Origin of the sequence: Streptomyces angustmyceticus, assembly GCF_019933235.1 — a bacterium.
Lineage (GTDB): Bacteria > Actinomycetota > Actinomycetes > Streptomycetales > Streptomycetaceae > Streptomyces > Streptomyces angustmyceticus.
Window position 1 is genome coordinate 7,584,899 of record NZ_CP082945.1, and the last position, 18,209, is coordinate 7,603,107.

General features: G+C 72.2%; 12 protein-coding genes. 5 read left to right on the forward strand and 7 right to left on the reverse strand.

The genetic code is table 11. From position 1 onward, the window contains the following. Window positions 1–49 precede the first annotated feature (49 nt). Window positions 50–730, reverse strand: a complete 681-nt coding sequence (locus tag K7396_RS33715; protein WP_086715422.1) for a CBS domain-containing protein — start codon at window positions 728–730, stop codon at window positions 50–52. Between the two features lie 232 nt (window positions 731–962). On the opposite strand from K7396_RS33715, the gene K7396_RS33720 reads away from it, so the two are divergent. Both K7396_RS33720 and K7396_RS33725 read left to right on the forward strand, forming a co-directional pair. Next, window positions 963–1,955, forward strand: coding sequence for an Acg family FMN-binding oxidoreductase (locus K7396_RS33720; RefSeq protein ID WP_398688485.1), 993 nt, complete (start codon window positions 963–965; stop codon window positions 1,953–1,955). 90 nt (window positions 1,956–2,045) lie between these two features. After that, window positions 2,046–2,783: a hypothetical protein gene (locus K7396_RS33725; RefSeq protein WP_086715424.1), complete on the forward strand. Its 738-nt coding sequence runs from the start codon at window positions 2,046–2,048 to the stop codon at window positions 2,781–2,783. Between the two features lie 92 nt (window positions 2,784–2,875). Here the strand turns inward: K7396_RS33725 and K7396_RS33730 are convergent, their stop codons facing one another. Together K7396_RS33730 and K7396_RS33735 are read right to left on the reverse strand one after the other, a co-directional pair. Then, window positions 2,876–4,174 carry a PP2C family protein-serine/threonine phosphatase gene (locus K7396_RS33730; RefSeq protein ID WP_086715426.1) on the reverse strand — a complete coding sequence of 433 codons (1,299 nt, stop codon included), beginning with the start codon at window positions 4,172–4,174 and terminating at the stop codon, window positions 2,876–2,878. 530 nt (window positions 4,175–4,704) lie between these two features. Further along, window positions 4,705–4,923: a DUF5988 family protein gene (locus K7396_RS33735; protein WP_086715428.1), complete on the reverse strand. Its 219-nt coding sequence runs from the start codon at window positions 4,921–4,923 to the stop codon at window positions 4,705–4,707. A 370-nt stretch (window positions 4,924–5,293) separates the two neighbouring features. Here K7396_RS33735 and K7396_RS33740 point away from each other — a divergent pair, with 370 nt between their 5' ends. After that, complete coding sequence (locus K7396_RS33740; RefSeq protein ID WP_086715430.1) at window positions 5,294–6,010, forward strand: 4'-phosphopantetheinyl transferase family protein; 717 nt, start codon at window positions 5,294–5,296, stop codon at window positions 6,008–6,010. Between the two features lie 88 nt (window positions 6,011–6,098). Here the strand turns inward: K7396_RS33740 and K7396_RS33745 are convergent, their stop codons facing one another. The 3 genes from K7396_RS33745 to K7396_RS33755 form a co-directional block, all read right to left on the reverse strand. Continuing rightward, entirely contained in the window at window positions 6,099–8,978 is a 2,880-nt protein-coding gene (locus tag K7396_RS33745) for a helix-turn-helix transcriptional regulator (protein WP_158101071.1), read from the reverse strand. Between the two features lie 858 nt (window positions 8,979–9,836). After that, on the reverse strand, window positions 9,837–10,715 hold the full coding sequence (locus tag K7396_RS33750; protein ID WP_223660296.1) for a LuxR family transcriptional regulator: 879 nt from the start codon (window positions 10,713–10,715) through the stop codon (window positions 9,837–9,839). Window positions 10,716–11,058: 343 nt separating this feature from the next. Next, window positions 11,059–13,878, reverse strand: a complete 2,820-nt coding sequence (locus tag K7396_RS33755) for a helix-turn-helix transcriptional regulator (RefSeq protein ID WP_086715436.1) — start codon at window positions 13,876–13,878, stop codon at window positions 11,059–11,061. Window positions 13,879–14,913: 1,035 nt separating this feature from the next. Here K7396_RS33755 and K7396_RS33760 point away from each other — a divergent pair. Together K7396_RS33760 and K7396_RS33765 are read left to right on the forward strand one after the other, a co-directional pair. Beyond that, window positions 14,914–15,702, forward strand: a complete 789-nt coding sequence (locus K7396_RS33760; protein WP_223660297.1) for a FadR/GntR family transcriptional regulator — start codon at window positions 14,914–14,916, stop codon at window positions 15,700–15,702. A gap of 54 nt (window positions 15,703–15,756) precedes the next feature. Then, on the forward strand, window positions 15,757–16,383 hold the full coding sequence (locus K7396_RS33765; RefSeq protein ID WP_223660298.1) for a TetR family transcriptional regulator: 627 nt from the start codon (window positions 15,757–15,759) through the stop codon (window positions 16,381–16,383). 98 nt (window positions 16,384–16,481) lie between these two features. Here the strand turns inward: K7396_RS33765 and K7396_RS33770 are convergent, their stop codons facing one another. Further along, entirely contained in the window at window positions 16,482–17,888 is a 1,407-nt protein-coding gene (locus K7396_RS33770; RefSeq protein WP_086715460.1) for an NDP-hexose 2,3-dehydratase family protein, read from the reverse strand. Window positions 17,889–18,209: the final 321 nt, after the last annotated feature.

The following is an 18,209-nucleotide window of genomic DNA, read 5'->3' on the forward strand; positions in this document are numbered from 1 at the left end:
CGGGCAGCGGACCGGAGAGCGCCGCCCGGACCGCCCGTGCGGAGGTCCGTCAAGCGGGCACTCCGCGCCCTTCGGCCGAGCGGGCGGCCACGGCGGGCTTCAGGTCCTCGGAGACCGAGACGACGCCGTCGACGCCGGCACACATCCGGACGAGCACGGGGACGAGGAGCGGCTCCTCCACCGAGCCGTGCAGGGCCACCTGCCCCCGGACGACGTCGGCGGTCACACCTGCCGCGCCCAGACGCGTGGTACGGCCGAGGATCTCCCGGGATATCTCCTCCTGGATCGCCTTGTCCCGGCGGAGGAAGACGCGCAGCAGATCGCTGCGGCTGACGATGCCCAGCAGCCTCTCCGTCTCGTCGACGACGGGCAGCCGCTTCACGTTCTGCACCTCCATCAGCCGTGCCGCCTCCACGACGGTCCATTGCGGATGAGCACAGACCGCCGGAGCGGACATCAGCTCCCCGGCGGTGCGGCCCTCGGACCGGGCCCGTTCCCACGCCTCGAGGTGGGGCAGCGGCGTCCGGCCGGAGAGATCGGACTGGTCGGCCGCCTTCCGCAGCAGGTCGGCCTCCGAGACGATCCCGGCCGGCCTGCCGAGGCCGTCGAGTACCGGCACGGCGCTCACCGCGTGGTCGGTGAGGATCCGCGCGATGTCCTTGAACGGTGTGTCGAGCTGCACGCTCACGACCTTCCTCGTCATGAGCTCGCCTATCGTGCGGTGTTCCATCTCCGGCTCCTTTCCCCGTGACGGACGACGCCTGCCCCCGCCCCTCCAGCGTGGCCGGTGCCGGAGAGCTTTCGGCATGAGCCACTCGGTCCCTTTCGGGCGTCCGGCAGGCCCGAAAGGGACCGAGTGGCCCGGGGCACGGGACCTATGGCCCCTGACACGGGCGGAACGGCCCCAGCACGCTGGAAGGAGTCCGCCGATCCACGGCCCTTGCCCCGTCAGGGAGGCCCCGGTGTTCACCAAGACCCTCGACGACATGCTGGTGAAGACCCTCGTCGCCGACGCCGTCACCGCGCCGTCCATGCACAACGCCCAGCCCTGGCACTTCGGCTACGCCCGCGGCACCCGTACGTTCACCCTCTCCGCCGACCTCGAACGCGCGATGCCGCACGCCGACCCCACGACCCGGGGCCTGCACCTGGGCTGCGGAGCCGCGCTGCTGAACCTGCGCGTGTCCGCCTCGCACGCCGGCCATCGCACCTCGACGACCCTCCTCCCCGACCCGCACGCCCCGGCGCTCCTGGCCGCCGTGCGGCTGGACGACCCGCACGAGCGCACGGACGAGTTCCTCGCCGGCCTGCATCCCGCCCTCCGCAACCGCCACACCAGCCGCGCCCCCCTCTCGGAGCGCCGGATCCCGGAACACCTCCGCTCCGCTCTCGTCGAGGCCGCGGCCCGGGAAGGGGCACAGCTGAGTTTCCTGACCACCCCGCACCTCGAAACCGTGCTGGACCTGATCACGCATGCCGAGGGCTACAACCGGATGGACGAAGGCCGCGAGGCCGAACAGCGCCGTTGGACCCGCGACACCGCTGCCGAGCCGGCCGTCGACGACGGCATCCCGGACTACGCCTTCGGCCCCCGCAAGCGCACCGGCTCGGCCCCCCTCAGGGACTTCGCCGGCCGGGGCACCGTCCCCGACCGCGCCGCTGCCGACTTCGAGGTGCGCCCCCAACTGGCCCTGCTCAGCACCCCGTACGACACTCCGGCCGACTGGCTGCGCGCCGGTCAGGCACTGGAACGCGTCCTGCTCCTGGCCACCCTCCAGGGGCTGGCCGGCTCCTTCGCGACGCAGCCCGTCGAATGGCCGGACCTGCGCTGGATCCTGCGCGACCCGCAGTCCGGCACCGGAAATATGCACATGATCCTGCGCCTGGGGTACGGCCCCCAGGGGCCCAGGACCCCGCGCCGCCCGGTGGACCAGGTGCTGACGATCGAGCCGTGACGTCCGGTGGGGGAGCGAAGCGGAGGCGGCAGCCGTCACACGGCCTGATCCTCCAGGCCGGCTTCCCTCGTCGCCGGGCGATTCCTGAAGGTGCCTGCATCGCCCCGGGACGCCGACCCGGCACGGCTCATCGGCGACGAACGGCTGCCCTGCGGACGCCTGGTCAGCCACGTCTGGGAGCAGACCCGCGCCGGCAGCGATCAGCCCGACGCCCACACGGCCGACTGCCCGTACTGCCAGCAGGCAACCGAGGGTCTGACAGCCCTGGACGCCACCACCCGCTCCCTGCGGGCGGAGCGGCCCAGCGCCCGCACGGTCGCCGACCGGGTCGTGCGCGCCGTACGCGCGAAGGCCCGCCTCGGCCGGACGCTGCCCCTGGACGACCCCGCACACGAACTGCGGATCGCGGAAACCGCCGTGGCCAAGATCCTGCGCCGCGCCGCCGACCGGATCCCCGGAGTACGCGCCGCCAGCTGCCGCCTGACCCCTGACGAGACCGGCACCACCGTGACGATCACCATGACCCTCGCCGCCACCCTCGACCACCCCCTTCCCGGCCGAGCCACCCAGGTGCGCCGGGCCGTCGCCGACGCCTCGGCACGCGAGATCGGCCTCGCCGTCAGCAACCACGCCGGCCACACACCCGAATCCGACGCCTGGCGCCTCGAAGTCCGCTGCGTGGTCGACGCACGACGCCGTGCCCTCGACATCGCACGCGATGTCCGCGAGAGCATCCGAGCAGCCGTCGGCCCGCAGTTGAACGCCCGTGGGGGAACAGCAAGCGTCACCATCGTCGGGGGCACGGGGGGGGCGGCAGCGCCCGGGTAAGGAGCACGCTCCTCCGGGTGCTCCCCTCGGCGGGTGCACCCGCAGTCGCCCCGCCCCCGTGGGCGAGCGCGGTGGCGGGCTCGGGTGCGCCTTCAGGATGTGCTGGTCTGCTGGTTGTCGGTCCTGCTGCCGGCGTAGGGGGCGTCGGGGGCGGGCCAGTCCAGGCACAGCACGGTCGCGTCATCGTGCGGGTCGTGGTTCGAGAGTTCCAGGACGGTTTCGGTGAAGAGGCGTACGGCGTCGCGGGGATGCCACTCGCCGCTCCGCCGGAGCAGTTCGCTCAGGTCGGCTTCGGTCGCGTGGGGCTCCAGCATGCCGTCGGTGAGCAGGACCAACCGGTCGCCTTCGCGCAGGTCGAGGCTCTGGACGCGATAACCCGGGTTCGGGGTGACGCCGAAGGGCAGGTCGACCAGGGGAGCGATCTCCTCGACTTGCCCGTCGCGCAGGCGCAGCGGCCAGACGTGGCCGGCGTTGACGAAGGTGGTCCGGCCGGTGTCGAGATCGAGGCGCAGCAGTTGTCCGGTCGCCATGACCTGGCCACCGTGCCGGATGACGGCCTGGCGTACCTGTTCCGACTGGTCGTCGAATGCCTGGTGTGCTCGGTCGGCGTAGTCCGCGACGGCCTGGTGGGCATCCTGGGCCTGGTCGAGGAGGCTGCTGCCGGCCCGGCGGGCGTTGCGCAGGGCTCCGACGACCATGGTCGCCAGCAGTGCCGCCTGTACATCGTGTCCCATGGCGTCGGTCAGGGACAGGTGCAGGGCATGGCGGTCGAGCGTGTAGTCGAAGGTGTCCCCGCCGATGTCGGCAGCCGGCTCCATTGCTCCGGCGACGATGAACCGGCCGGTGTCGCAGGTGAAGGAGTCGGGGAGCAGGCGGTGCTGGATCTCGGCGGCCAGCGACAGGCGTGTGGTGCGACGGCCCCATTCGTACAGATCGGTGAAGCGGCGATTGACGATCACTACATAGGCGAGCGCATGGGCGGCATCGACGACGAGTTGCATCGTCTGGCGGTCGGGTCGGGCGGGCACTGTCAGTTCCAGCAGGCCGATCGCATCCCCGCGGTCGGACACCGGCGCGATGACCTGGAAGAGGTCCACTCCGCCCGCTCCCGGTCGCTCGCCGCTCGCCACATGGACCTGCTGGGAACGGACCACTCGTTCGTAGACCGAGCCGCGCAGCTGGATTCGCTGCGGCGTTGTCGGCCCGCCCTCCGCGGCGGCCCCGGTCAGCCGTACGACGGCCTGGCCGCCGAGGTCTGTGATCAGGAAGGACACCTCGGTCGCGGCAAGCCTTCTCGCCAGCAGCTGGGCCAGCACGGACACGGCCGTCTCCGGGGGCGCCGACTCCACTGATCTCAACAACTCGCCCAACCACGCCCGCTCATCTGCCACGCGGCGTACCTCCTTGGCGATATGTGTCTGTTATGGGAAGAATATCTCCTTCGTGTTGGTAATGGTCGCAGCGTGACGGCCCCGAGTCGGTCAGGCCCGGACGGGCCGACTGGATCGTGGGGAGTGTGGATTCCACAGGGGGCCGTGGGCCGGCTCGGCAGCGGCTGCCGCGCTGCCATCGGTGGGCCCGCTGATCCCAGCGCTCGGGAGCGCCACGGCCGGTAGCGGGTGCGCGCCGGGCCGAGACGCCATCGGCGGCGGGTTGCTCCTTGTCCGGGTACGGGTGGACCACGGGCCACCGCCGATGGCGACCAGGTCGGCGTCGGGAGCCGCAGGCGAACCGGTGCGGGACGGCGTCTCGGCCATGAGCTGTTCCGGCGCTGTGAGGTCCGTACGCACGCGGCGAGTTGGTCCATCACAAGGCCGGCGGTGACGATCCAGGGCGCGTATCCGTGCCAACCATCCGACGCGGCCGAGCCGCCGTGTCGAGCGCGGCCCGCGACGACGCGCGAGGCCGGCGCCCGGCGGCGCTACTCGGCCACGTAGGTGCACCCCGACCAGACGAACACCTGGAGCGTGTGGCCGTCCTGCCGGACGCGTTCCGGCGTCGGCTCGAAGTGCTCGTAGCGGTTGCCGCAGAGCAGTTTGAGCGGAGAGGTCGTGTCCGGTACGTAGCGGACCCGCTCCTCGTCTGCGACGTAGGTGGTGGGGCCCCCACGAAGCAGTGCGTTCATTTCGTTCATCAGCATGGTCAACTGCCCTTCTCCGAGCCCGTTCGACTGCGTAACGACCGATGTTCGGCGTGACGGTTCGCTGCCCGTCATTGGAGCAGGGCCGACGCTCGGGAAATCCCTAAAGCGCCCGGCCCCGGGAACCATCGCCACGGGTGCGGTCACCTGAGCCCGCCAGGAGGACGGCCCCTGCCCCGCCCGGCGGAGCCGGACGACCCCGCGCGAACGGGAAAGTCTGGTCGATTCCCCGGGACTTGAGGCGCGGCCGCCCACTGCGGTGGTCCCGTCCGGGGGCGCGATCTAGTCTCGGCCCACAGCGCCGTGCGTGCCGCTCGGCACCGGCGCCCACGAAGGCGCCCGCACAGGGGCAAGGACAGGAGGTACCGCTGTGATCGACGAGTTACTGCCGGAGCCGGTGTCCGCGGCGGAGGTCTTCGGCACACCGCCGGCCGCGGCGCTCCTGCCGGAGGAGGAGCCCCTCGTCGCCCGCGCGGTCGCCAAGCGCACCCGGGAGTTCGCGGCGGGCCGCTGGTGTGCCCGCCGGGCGATGGCCGGTCTCGGTTCGCCGCCCGTCCCGATCCTGCCGGGACCACGCGGGGAGCCGCGCTGGCCGTCCGGGCTCGTCGGCGCCATCACCCACTGCGAGGGATACGCCGCCGCGGTGGTCGCACGGTCCACGGAGGTGCTCGCCCTGGGCATCGACGCCGAGCCGGCGAAGCCGCTGCCGGACGGGGTCCTGGAGGCCGTGGCGCTGCCCGGGGAACGCGCCGCACTTCCCCAGAGCCCTTATGGCGCACCGCCGTTGCCCTGGGACCGGCTGCTGTTCAGCGCCAAGGAGTCGGTGTACAAGGCGTGGTTCCCGATGACCCGCCGGCCGCTGGAATTCGAGGACGCATGGCTCTCCTTCGACCCGGACCACGGGACCTTCACCGCGCGGCTGCTGGTGCCCGGGTGGCGGCTGGGCGATTCCGTACTGACCGGCTTCCAGGGACGCTGGGCCGTGCGGGCGGGCCTGGTCATGACCGCGGTGGCCGTCCCCGCCGGCCAAGCAGGACGGCCGGGCCCGGCGCCCGGAGCCGGGGCCGCGACGGGGGCGACGCGGTGACGGGCGGCTGCCGCGCCACGGCCGGCGGGGGCGGGACATGGCGACCGCTCCCCGCGGGACGGTGCGCAGACGCGTTACGGGCCGGACGTCACGTCGCCGTGCTCTCCGGGTCGAAGAACGCCCCGAGGCCCCGGCGCCCGGACACCCCGACCTTGCGGTACACGGAGGTCAGATGCTGCTCGACGGTGCGCTGGGTCACGAACAGCTCCTCGGCGATCTCCCGGTTGGTCCCTCCGCCCGCGGCCATCCGCGCCACCTGCGCCTCGCTCGGCGTCAGCGACTCGACGCCGCTCGACGTGACTCTGCGGGGGCGGGCGCCGGTGGCCAGCAGCGCGTCGTTGGCCTGGGTGTGCAGCCGGGCGGCACCGAGCGCGTACGCGAGATCGAGCCCTTGGCGCAGCGTCTCCCGGGCCGCGTCCGTGCGCCCGCACGCCTGGAGGGTGGAGCCGTAGTCGACCAGCGCGTGAGCCCGTTCGAGCCGCGCGGGGGAGCCGTCGAGGACGGACAGCGCTTCCTCCAGCGTGCCCAGCTTCCCGGCACCGCTCTCCGTCGTGGCGAGGAGCCGCAGACCGGCGCCCAGCGCATCGGTCAGGTTCCCCTCGCGGGCCCGCTCCACGGCCTCCTCGGCGAGTTCCCTGGTGGCCCCCGGCGCCCCCAGGGCGAGGTGGGCCCGGCCGGCCCAGAACCACCAGGACGACACGGCGGGACTCGTCCGGGTCCACTGGCGCTGCCGTCGGCCGGCCTCCAGGAGGTCCACCAGTGCGCCCTTCGGGTCCCGCTGGGTGAGCCGCAGCCGCCCCCTCGCGCACAGGAACTCGTTCCACTGCCAGGTGTCCAGGCTCGTCGCCGGGAAGGCCTGCGCGGCCGCCGCGTCGGCGCCGGCCAGATCACCGGAGTCGATCAACGCATGGATCTGGGTCGCGACGGGCAGCGCCAGCGTGCGGCCCCAGTGGCTGGGCGGCACCACGTTCAGCGCCGAGCGGGTGGCCGCCAGCGCCTCGGACAGCGCCCCCAGCCGGTAGTGCGCCTCGGCCCGCAGCGCCTGGCACAGCCCGTACAGCAGCAGCCGCTGGCTCTGCCGGGTGGCGTCGACGATCCGCTGAAAGGCGGCGTCCGCCTCACCCGGCAGTCCCGCGTACAGCAGGGCCGTCGCCGCCGTGGTGAGGAAGAACGGCGAGTCGACACCGGGCACGCTGCTCTCCAGCACCCGGCGGGCCGCGGCGGCCGACTCCTGCGCCCGGTCCGCGCGCACCGAGCACAGACCGGCCCCCGCGGCGATCAGGGCCCGCTCGCCGGGGGTGGTACCGGGCCGGCTGATGTCGAACGGGTACTCCCGCAAGGTCACGGCCAGGCTCTTGAGGTCCTCGGCCGACGCCATCAGCCGCTGCCCCTCCAGCAGGCGCCGCAGATCGGCGTCGCGGACCGTCGGCGCCTGCTCGGCGAGCAGCCGCACCGCCTGGAGGGACTGCCCGCAGCGGACCAGACCGCTGGCCAGCGAGCTGAGCAGACGGAAGCGCAGCGACGGTTCGTGTACGTGCTCCAGCGCCGCCTGCAGGTGCCGGACGCTCGCCTGCGGGTCCACGCCCGCCTCGGCCAGTCCCAGCTCGACCAGGACCAGGATGTCCTCGGGCGGCTGCCCGTCCCCGGGCAGACAGCGCCGCAGCAGGTCCACCGCCAGCGCCGGCGCGCCACGGAACGTCGCCTCCCGGGCGGCCTCCCGCAGCACGGCCACCGCCCAGTCCTCGGTGGCCGGCCGGGTGGTCAGCAGCAGGTGACCGGCCACCTGCTCGGCACGTGCCCCCGCGTCCAGCAGCAGACGGGCGGCGCGCCGGTGCTCCTCCGCAAGCTGCTCGGGCGGCAGGTCCGCCACGATGATTTCCCTGATCAGCCCGTGGTTGAAGGACCATGTCCGGCCGTCGTCGACCTCCGAGACCAGCCCGTTGGCCCGCAGCGCCCGCAGCGCGGCCAGGTGGGTCGCGTCATCCAGCCCGGCCAGCCTGGCGCACACCTCGGGCAGCGCGTCGTCGCCCATCACGGCCAGTGCTCGGGCGGCCGCAGAGGCGGACTCGGGCTGACTGCGCAGGACGGCCCGCACCGCCTCGTGGAGGAAGGCACCGTCGTGCGCGGTGATGTACTGCAGCCCGTCGACCGTCGGCGGCCGGCCGTCGAGCCGCAGGACGGTCAGCAGGGAGTGGACGAGCAGGGGGTTGCCGCCGGTGATGGCCAGGCAGGCTTGGTGGAACTCGGCGTCCGCCTCGCGGCCGAAGACGGTCTTCACCAGCCGGCCGATCCCGTGGCGGGTCAGCGGCCCGGGCCGCAGCACCCGGCACAGCGGCTGTCCCGCGATGTCACCGAGGAGCGCGGCGTCCGTCGCCTCGTCGCCGGTGCGCTGGGACAGCAGCAGCGCGACGGGAAGACCCTCGATCCGGCGGGCGAGGTGGGTCAGGAAGCGCAGCGAGGCCATATCGGCGCAGTGCGCGTCGTCGACCACGATCACGAGCGGCGCCTCCGCCGCCAGATTGCAGGTGAACCAGTACAGCCCGTGCAGCACGGCGTACGACATGTCCTCGGTGGGGACCATGACGTCGCCCGGGAGCGTCTCACCGCTCAGCGCCTGAGCGGCCGTACGGGCACTGCACGACAGCAGCCTGGTCAGCTGTGGTGCGTCGGCGGTGGCCAGCAGCGGTTCGAAGAGCTGGCGCACGACACCGAACGGGAAGTCGCGCTCCAGCGCGTCACCACGCGCCTCCAGCACCTGCAGACCCTCGGTGGGGAGGGCGGCGACCAGCCGGTGCAGCAGCAGACTCTTCCCGATGCCGACGACGCCCTCCAGGAGCGCGATACCGCCTGACCCGGCGCGGGCGTCCTGCACGAGAGCGGAGAGGGCGGACAGCTCCTCCTCGCGGTTGACGAGTGTCAGCCGGTCCCGCTGGCATTCGAACGCGTCGGTGGGTATCCCGTCGGTCATCGGGAGTCTCCTCTGTCCGCACTTGCACCCGGCACGGTCGTGCCGGGCAGTCCCCTGCGGGCAGGAGCGCAGCATCCGGACGGCTGCCGGCCGCCGGCCGGTCCGTTCCCGCGCAGGCCCCGCGCGGTACGCGGCGGCGCCCGTGCGCACAGGAATGCTGGCTGTCCATGGCTGTGTCCTTGGCCTCTCCCCGTAGGGGGCTGTCTTCAGTTTCTCCTATATGCGGTGAGCGGGAGACCTCCGGGGGTGCCGGGACGGCGAAGTTTCGGCGAAGAGATCTCCCCGGTGCCGGATGGGCGCCGTGCCGGAGCGCGCCGTCCGACCGGTCCCGCACCGGGGCGTCTCCTGCCAGGGGCATGCGTGCGCCGCTGACGCTTGGCCGGGCGACAGCGCCTGTCCAGCTGAGTTGACTCTAGCCCGATGACCCGGCCGGGAGTGAGACCCGTGCACCGTGTGACTCGACGGAACAGCGATGACGGAGTGGGTGGGGCGGTCAGCACGGGGGCGTGCAGAAGACTGACGCTACGTCAGCGACAGGAGTGGCTCGGGCAGACGGGGCGATTCCCCCGGTGTGCCGCCGCCCGGCGGAGCAACGCCGGCTCCGTGAGGAAGGGGATTGTCCTCACGGAGCCGGTGCGCGTCAGGCCGGAGGTGTTCGCCGGCCTTCGTCGCCGCTTCCCAGTAAGGCTCCCGGAGCGCGGGGGCACGGGTCCCGGGTGCCGTGTCGGCGACATGTCCATCCTCGCCAAAGGCAGTTGAGGAATTCCCTACACCAGAGGAGAGGTGCCCGGCCCCCGGGCGCCAGAAAGGGGCGCCCCACCGGGGACGCCCCACTGTGCTGCCGGCCGTGCTGAAGCCCTATGAGGCCCGGGAGTTCGGCATCGCCGACGTGGTCCGGGCGCCGGAGGAGGCCGACGGTGTACGAGGCGCCGCGGCCTCGGCACGGGCGGCAGCGGTGCGCTGCCGCGAAGAGTCCGCCCGGCTGCCACGGGTGCCGCGGCTGCGCCGGTTGTCGGCGTCCTTCACGAACTCGGGGAGGACCCTGGGCGGCCAACTGCCAATGGTGAGCATCCCCATGGAGTGCGCCCGCGCGACCAGCGCGGCGCGGTTGGGCGCCTTGAGCCGACGGAGCATCAGGCCGACGTGATACTCCACGCCCTGCCGGCTGAGGTAGAGCCGGGCGGCCAACTGCACCGTGGAGGCGCCGCTCGCGACGCCTTCGAGGATCTGCGCGTCGAGTTCGGTGAGCAGTTGCCTGCGGGCGGCCGGCGCGTCGTCCTGGCGGGGGAGCGAGGCCGAGTCGTCGTCGGGCCGGACCACCACGACGAACGACGGTGCGTGCCCCGCCTCGCTCCGCACCGCTATGCCGGTCAGTTCGCCCGAGAACGGCACCTCCTCGCCTCGGATCCCCACCATCCGTTCCACGAACCGGGTGCGCTGCCCCTCGGCCAGGCGGGCGAAGTGCCGGTTGAGCAGCCCGGGAGCGCTGGGGTGCAGAAGCGAGTAGAGGCTGCGGCCACAGGTTTCGGTGGAGTCCTGGCCGAACAGCCGGAAGAATTCCGCGTCGGCGGCCACGATCGCCAGCGTGGCGTCGAGACTGGCCATACAGGCCTGTTGGTGGTCGAGCGGGCGCCGCCCCGCCCCCGTGGCGGGCTGGTCGGGCGCACGCGGGGTGCGGGGGGCCGGGGCCTGAGGCGCCGCCAGAGGCGTCGGGTCGGCGTAGTGCTGGGATGTCAAGGGAGCTACCGTCTTTCTGCGGTCGACGCACCGGGAAATCCGACGGCCGAATGAGGCATTGGTCGTCCTCGCTCCTTCGGTCTACGGAGCGAAGTGCCTTTCTTTGCATTGGTATTCCGCTGTTCCGAGACTAGGAACGCCGCCTACCGAGAGTCAACGCGACAGGTGGCATGCGGCAAAACACTGTGGTGTCTCGGTTCGGTGGTTCGGTATCAATACGGTGCGGTAGCAATAACTCTTGGTCATGAACGGATTGTTGAGAGAGGCCGGCGCCGTCGAGCGACGCCGGCCGGTACCACAAAGACGAGGACGCGCCGGATCGGAATGGTGCCGGCGGGCAGGATCAGTAAGGCGCCGCCGCGCCGGGCGAGTCGGGCTGCCGGTCGAGTTCTTCCAATGCGGTGACGAGATGTACTCGCCCGGGAATTGACATCTTGCGGTAGCAATTCGTCAGATGCTTTTCCACTGCACGGCACGTGATGTTCAGCTCGCCGGCGATCACCTGGTTCGTCCGCCCCGAGGCGGCCAGCTCGGCGACCTTTCGTTCCGAGGGGGTGAGCTGGCCGCGGGTGACCTCCGGGTCCGGCGGTGCCCCGGCGAGCAGTTCCTTCGCCCGGCTCGCCAGCCAGGGGGTGTCACACTCGACCGCCTCCGCGTGGGCCTGGTGCAGTGCCGCGCGGCCACGGGCGTCGGCCGGGCCGAGGCGCTCGCCGAGGTCCAGCAGGGCCTGGCACAGCTCGAAGCGGTTGGCGGACATGTGCAGCACGTCCACCGCCTCCCTCAGCACCTCGGTGCTGCCCGGGCCCTCGACCATGTGGCCGTACACGCGCAGCGCCCGGCCGAGCGGCCCCGGCGCACCCCAGGCACGGGCCCGTTCCACCTCCAGCGCGCTCAGCTCCCGTGCCTGCTCGCGCCGGCCGAGGTAGAGCTGCAGGAACGCGGCGGCCGAGGCCCAGGGGAGCAGCGCCGGATTGAGCCATCCGCACTGCTCAAGACGGCGTCCGGCGTCCAGGAAGCAGCCCAGCGCGCCGTCCAGATCGCCCTTCCGGGCCGCGCTCTGCCCCTTCAGCATGGCCAGCCCCGACCACACGTAGGGATCGTCCTCCGCCCGGTACTTGACGGCGAGGAGCCGGTCGGCGAGCTGGTGGTCCCCGGTGAGGATCGCGCAGGTCGCCAGGGTCATCGAGGACACCGTGAAGACCTCTTCGTGCTTCTCCCCGGCCAGCTCGAAGGCGGTCACCGCCTGCTTCTTGGCCCGGGTCAGCCGGCCACGGGCCAGCGAGACGAGCGCCTGCTCGGTGCCGATCATCGCCTGCTCCACGCGCGTCTGCCGGCCCACCGCGTTCTCCTCCACCGCATCGAGCCAGCAGGCCAGTCCGTCGACGGAGTCCGCGGCCACGAGACTGGCCACCACCAGCGGCATGGTGGTGTGCACATGCCCCGGCAGGGGCGGCTCGCGCTCCAGGACGCGGTTCGCCAGCGGCGCCACCTCATGGGCGGGCAGCGCGTTGGAGAACGTCACGGCACCGAGGAGCGGAGCGAGCAGCTCCCGCTCGGCCACGGTGTCCGTCCTCGGCTCGGGGCCCAGACCGACGAGACGGGCCACCGAGTCGGCCAGGTGCTCGGGGTCCGACAGTGCCGACTGCCGGATGCGGGCCTCCAGGCGCAGCGCCAGTTCCCGGTCCGGCCCCCGCAGCCGGTCCCCGGGCCCCAGCGCGTCCGCCGCCTCCTGCAGCAGCTCGTGGACGGGCAGCAGCGTCGAGGAGTAGACGCTGGGCGCCAGCCGCACCACGGCCTGCGCGCGCTGTACGGGTCCGGAGCACAGCAGCACGGCCTGGGCGATGTGCCGCACGGACGCGTACGGGGCGAAGCTGCGCTCCGACGTGGCCAGGTCGATCAGCAGATCCGCCCGCTCGTCGTCCGACGAACAGTCCATCAGCGCCCGCCGCAGGTAGCCCGCGGCGACCTCGGGCGCGCCCCTGCGCTGCGCGGCGCCTGCCGCGGCGCGCAGCACCTCGTTGGCCCAGGTGCAGGCCGGTGCCGTCAGCGCCATCAGATGCCTCGCCACCTGCTCGGGTGGCCGTCCGGCCCGGTGCAGCAGCTCGGCCGCCAGCGTGTGGAGGGCGGTCCGTTCCTCCGGGGGGATGCCCTCCGCCACCGCCGTCCGCACCAGGGCGTGGACGAATCGGGGGCTCTGCATGCCGGTCGTCAGGCCGAGATCCGTCAGCTGCCGGAGGGCGTGGTCCCGCCCGGTGGAGTCCACCTCGGCGAGCTTGCTCAGCAGCTCGGGGTTCGTGGTGTCGCCGAGCACGGCCACCGCCCAGGCAACCCTTCTGACCTGCTCCGATTGCGCGTCCAGGCGCAGCCGCAGCCGGTGCTGCAGCGAGGCCGGACGGAGCGCGCCCACCGCCTCGGCGTTCTCCGCGGCGGGCTGGAGGCCCCGCGGCGCCGCATCCGCCAGCAGGCAGCTCAGGAACAGCGGATTGCCTCCGGTGGACCGGTGGCAGGCCGCCGTGAACACGTCGTCCGGCGCTTCCCCGTAATGCCGCCGGATCAGCTCGTGGGTGTCGTGCGGAGCGAGGTTCGCGGGGCGCAGGATGTGCGTGGCCCGGTCGACGACGTCCTGGACCGCCGGATGCCCGGAAAGGGTGTCGCCCTCGCGGACGGCACACGCCAGCAGTACCGGCAGGCGGGCCACCCGCCCGCTCAGGTGCCGCAGCCACTGGAGGGTCGCCGGGTCCGCCCACTGCAGTTCGTCGACGAGCAGCAGAACGGGCTGGTCGCGGGCCATGTTCTCGATGATCGCGGTGAGGTCGTCCGGATCGGTCTCCGACGGTCCGGCGCCGCCCGGCCGGTCGGCTTCCAGCGCGCCGAGCGCCCGGCCCGCGGCGCCCGAGGTCCATCGCGCCCTCGTCTCCGGCGACGCCTGCCGCAGCGCCGGCTCCAGGAGCTGGCGGGCCGCTCCGAGGGCGAAACCCCGCTCTCTGGGGGTCGCGCTCGCCCGCAGATGCTGGGCTCCCTGCGCCGCGCCGAGTGCGCCGATGCCGTCGAGGAGGGCTGATTTGCCCACCCCCAACGGACCACTGACCAGCACCAGAGAGCCCCGCCCGCTTCTCAGGGCGGCATCTGCCAGGTCCAGTTCGGCTTCGCGGTCCAGCAACATCAGGTTCAGATCCCTTCAGACCGCGGGCTGTTGTCGCGGCGGCGGGTGCCGAGGGTGTCGCACACGTGCGGCCGGGCGGGGAGCGGTGCCGGGGGTCTCCCGGCCGCGCTGCTGTCGGAGCCCGGCGCACCGGTGTACGGCTACGGACGTGCCGCCGTGGGTGGCGCTGGAGGAGGGGCAGGAAGTGCAAAAATCCGGCTGGGCAGTGCGGTCGGGGCAGCCTGCTGGGTTTCTGTCGCTCACGCCGAGCGCCCGGCGTGGATTGCGGTGAGCTGGTTTCTGCTGTTGCTTCCTGTCGGCCTTCACCCTCCAACGGCGGTGCGGTTCACGGGGATTTCGTATTCGCTGCGTTCAAGATTGCCACATCGTTGTGAGTACCCCTTCTCAGGGGCGTGGAACGGGTGCACCGGACGGCAATCGAAGGGTGGTCCCGGCGGATCCCGGAACGGCTGGAAGGAAATACTCGGCGGTAGCCTCTTCCGGGAAAGCAATTTGACTGCGAGCGGCGTCCGTCATGAAATTTTTCGCGCGGGGGCGGGGCTCGGTGCGGCTTCGGGCTCCGAGCGGCGCCGGCGCCGTGGATCGCACGGCGGCGGCAAAGCAGAATTCCCCGGAGAGACTGCCGGGACGTAACGGTGTGACCAATGTTACGCACCCATCTCGGGTGTTCTGCGAGGCCCTTGAGGGGAATCTGAGCTTTCTTCTTCGCGGCGGTGGCCCGGCTCGTGGCCGGGCGGGCAGCCGGTCCGGCCGCCGCGCGGAGGGGTGGTGCACGGGCAGCCGGAACGAACCTCTCAGTCGTGCCTGTCCGGCTGTCCGACAAGTTCACGACGCATCGTCGAACTCCAGGTGAGAGCAGTCAACCGGACCAACGTCCTGTTCTGCGCCGCCAATGGTCCCCTCGGTCATCGACGCAGGTCGTGGCCGGTTCCAGAGCCTTCAAGCGAGCGACTTCGGCCACTCTTCTAGGGAAACGCTCAGAAGTTCCCCCGTGGTCGTTGACGCGTTTCGCGGGGCCGCCACAGGATGCGACGCATGGTCGACCTGGACAGCAGGACAGCAGGGGTGCCCGCTCGGCGCGTCAATGCGATGGAGGTCGTGCTGCGCGACCTGCGTGGCGCCATCGAGCGGGGCGACTACGCGGTCGGGGACAAGCTTCCCTCGGAGGCGGAGCTGGGCCAGCGCTTCGAGGTGAGCCGCTCCGTCGTCCGCGAGGCACTCCGCGCCATGCAGGCCCTGGGGCTGACGGCCTCCCGCGCGGGCAAGGGGACCTACGTCGCGTCGTCGGGGGCGACGGACGATCCCACCTTCGGCGCGTACTCCGCACGCGACCTCGTCGAGGCCCGCCGGCACGTCGAGGTCCCGGTCGCCGCCTACGCCGCGACCCGGCGCACCCAGGACGACCTCGATCTCCTCGAGGGGCTGCTCGTGCGGATGGAGCGGCAGACCGACACCACGGCCTGGGTCGCCCTGGACACCCTGTTCCACATCTCCATCGCCCAGTCGGCCGGAAACCCGGTGTTCCGCAAGGTGATTGAGGAGATCCGGGACGCCCTGGCCCGGCAGTCCACCTTTCTCGACATGCTGGCCAGGGACCGCCGCGAGCAGTCGAACCGGGAGCACCGCGCGATCGTCGAGGCGATCGTCGAGCACTCCGAGGAGGACGCCGTGCGGGCCATGACCGCCCACCTCGAACATGTCGAGTGGGCACTGGCCACCATCGTCCGGCAGGACCGCACCGGCGGCGAACGCGCGGCGCTCCCCGCCGCCCCGGGCTGCCGGTGCACGCCGACTCCGGCCATCCCGGAACCCGCGGGCCCCTGACGGCGGACCTCTGGGCGTGGACCCCTTCTTGCTTGCTTATGCTACTTTTTGCTCGTGAGTGCGAAAAGGGCGGGTGAACAAGGCGGGCGGACCTTCACCGAGGAGGCCAGGCGCGCCCAGATCGTGCGGGCGGCCATCGACACGGTGGCGGAGCACGGCTACCCCCACACCTCGTTCAGCAAGATCGCCCAGCAGGCCGGTCTGAGCAGCACGGGCATGATCTCGTACTACTTCGCCGGCAAGGCGGAGCTCTTCGACGAGGTGGTGGCCACGGTCCTGCGGGCCGCCGAGGAATTCGTCGGGCCCCGCCTGCAGCGCGAGCAGACCTACCGGGCCAAGCTCCGCGTCTACATCGAGTCCAATCTCGCGTTCATGGCGGAGTACCCCGGGCACACCCTCGCCCTCGCCGAGATCGTCCTCGGCACCCGCGACCGGGACAACGTCCCGGTCGGCGCCGTCAACCAGGCCACCGCATCACTCGACGTCCTCGTGGACTGTCTGGACAAGGGGCTGGCCGCCGGGGAGTTCGCGGACCTGGAACCCCGGGTGATGGCCGTGGCCATCCGCGGGGCCATCGACAACACCCTGCGGCACCACATGCTCACCCCCGACGTCGACCTCGAAGCGTACGGCAGGCAGCTCGCCGACATCTTCGACCGCGCCACCCGCGCCACCGCCTGAACGACGCCCGGCAGCTCCACGTCCGCCACGTACACCCGCCGGCGACACCGGTGCTCCGGGGCGGCCCGGAGCACCGGCCCCGGCCTCGTCCGGCCCGGCTAGGGCAGCGTCCTCATCCCCGCGACCAGGGTCCTGGCCTGCACGTTCAGCTGGTGGCTGTACTTCAGCAGCTCATTGATCTGACGCAGTGTCACCCATCGGAAGTCCTCGGGCGCCGCGGTCGGGAAGTCCTCGTCCACCTCGATGACCAGGTAGCGACTGCGGGCATGGCGGAAACGGCCGCCCTCCTCCGACAGCACCGCATCGAACAGCGTCCGCTCCGGACGGCGGTCCAGTACGACATCGAGATACCGGGGGCGGTCCCCGGCCGGAAGCGGGGCATAGCTCTCCGGCGTGCACTGCACGGTGGGCCCCAGCTCCACCACATCCAGGAACCCCGGCTCGACCCGGGCACTGAGCAGCGCGTGCGGCACCCCGCCGATCCGCTTCACCAGCAGCGCGGCCACCCCCAGCCCGTGCGGTTCGAGCAGCGGCTGCGACCAGGCGGGAACCTCCCGCCGGTGCGAGCTGACCTCGACGGCGACGATGCTGAAGAAGCGCCCGCTCTCATGCGAGATCGCTTCCTCCGACCGGCGCCAGCCCTCCGCCTCGCACAGCGGCAGCGGCTCGGCGGTGATCTCGTGCCGGGCCCGTCGCGCGGTGACCCAGCTACGGATCTCCGTATCGGAGTGCAGGCCGCCATGGGCCGTTGACGAACCCGCCCGCCAGTCGGGGATGCAGGACAGCACCGTACGGGCATCCATGTTCACCAGATCGGGATGGCGCAGCAGCGCACCGAGCTGGCCCAGGGTGACCCAGCAGAAGTCCTCGCCCGCCTCGACCTCGGGCCCCACCTCGACCACCATGTTGCGGTTGCGCTTGCGGTAGAACCACGACCCCTGCTCGGACTGGAGCACATCGGCCAGCACCCGGCGCGGATCGGGATCGGTGAAGCACTCCATGTACGGCACGGCGGAACCGCCGTGCACCCGCGTGTAGTTGCTCTTGGTGGCCTGCACCGTGGGGGAGAGCTGCACCCCGTTGGCGTTCCCCGGCTCCGGCTTGGCCTGCATCAGACAGTGCAGCACCCCGTCGATCTCCCGGACCGCGATGCCCAGCACCCCGATCTCCGGCTGGTGGATGATCGGCTGGCACCACTCGCGGACCGGCCCGTAGTCGGAGCGGACGCGCAGACCCCCGATGGAGAAGAAACGCCCGCTGTCATGCCGCAGGTTCCCGCTCCCGGGAGCGAAGCCCCAGCCCCGCAGCTCCCCGAACGGTATCCGGCTGACCTGGAGCGCATGGGTGCGCTGCCGCTCCTCGAACCACGCGTGGAACGCCTCGTTGCTCATCACCCCGCCCTCCGTGGCCAGCGCCGAAGCGGCCAGCCGGGACGACAGCGCCACCGCCCGCCGGGAAGACACCGCGGAGCCGGCTGCGTACGAAGGCTCCACTGTGCTGTCCATGTGCATTGCTGCGCCCCTCCAGGCTGATGGGTGTACGGCTCCGCCGATGGCCGGCGGCACCGGACGGCGACCTCTCCTCCGGCAGCCTGCACCCGGGAGTCCTGGCATTCACCTAGTCTCTGCGGCGGCCGCGTACGGGGCTGGTGTTTACGGGTCGGCCGCGTACGGGCCGGCCGCGTACGGGCCGGTTGCGGCCGGGCCGGCGGCGGCCGCGCGCGAACACCCGGCGACGCGCACCGGGCCGCCGTCCCACGCTGTCGCCCACCCCCGCGGACGCAAGCCGCGTACCTCTGCGGAAGCCCTGCTCAGAGCGGTGCGGAA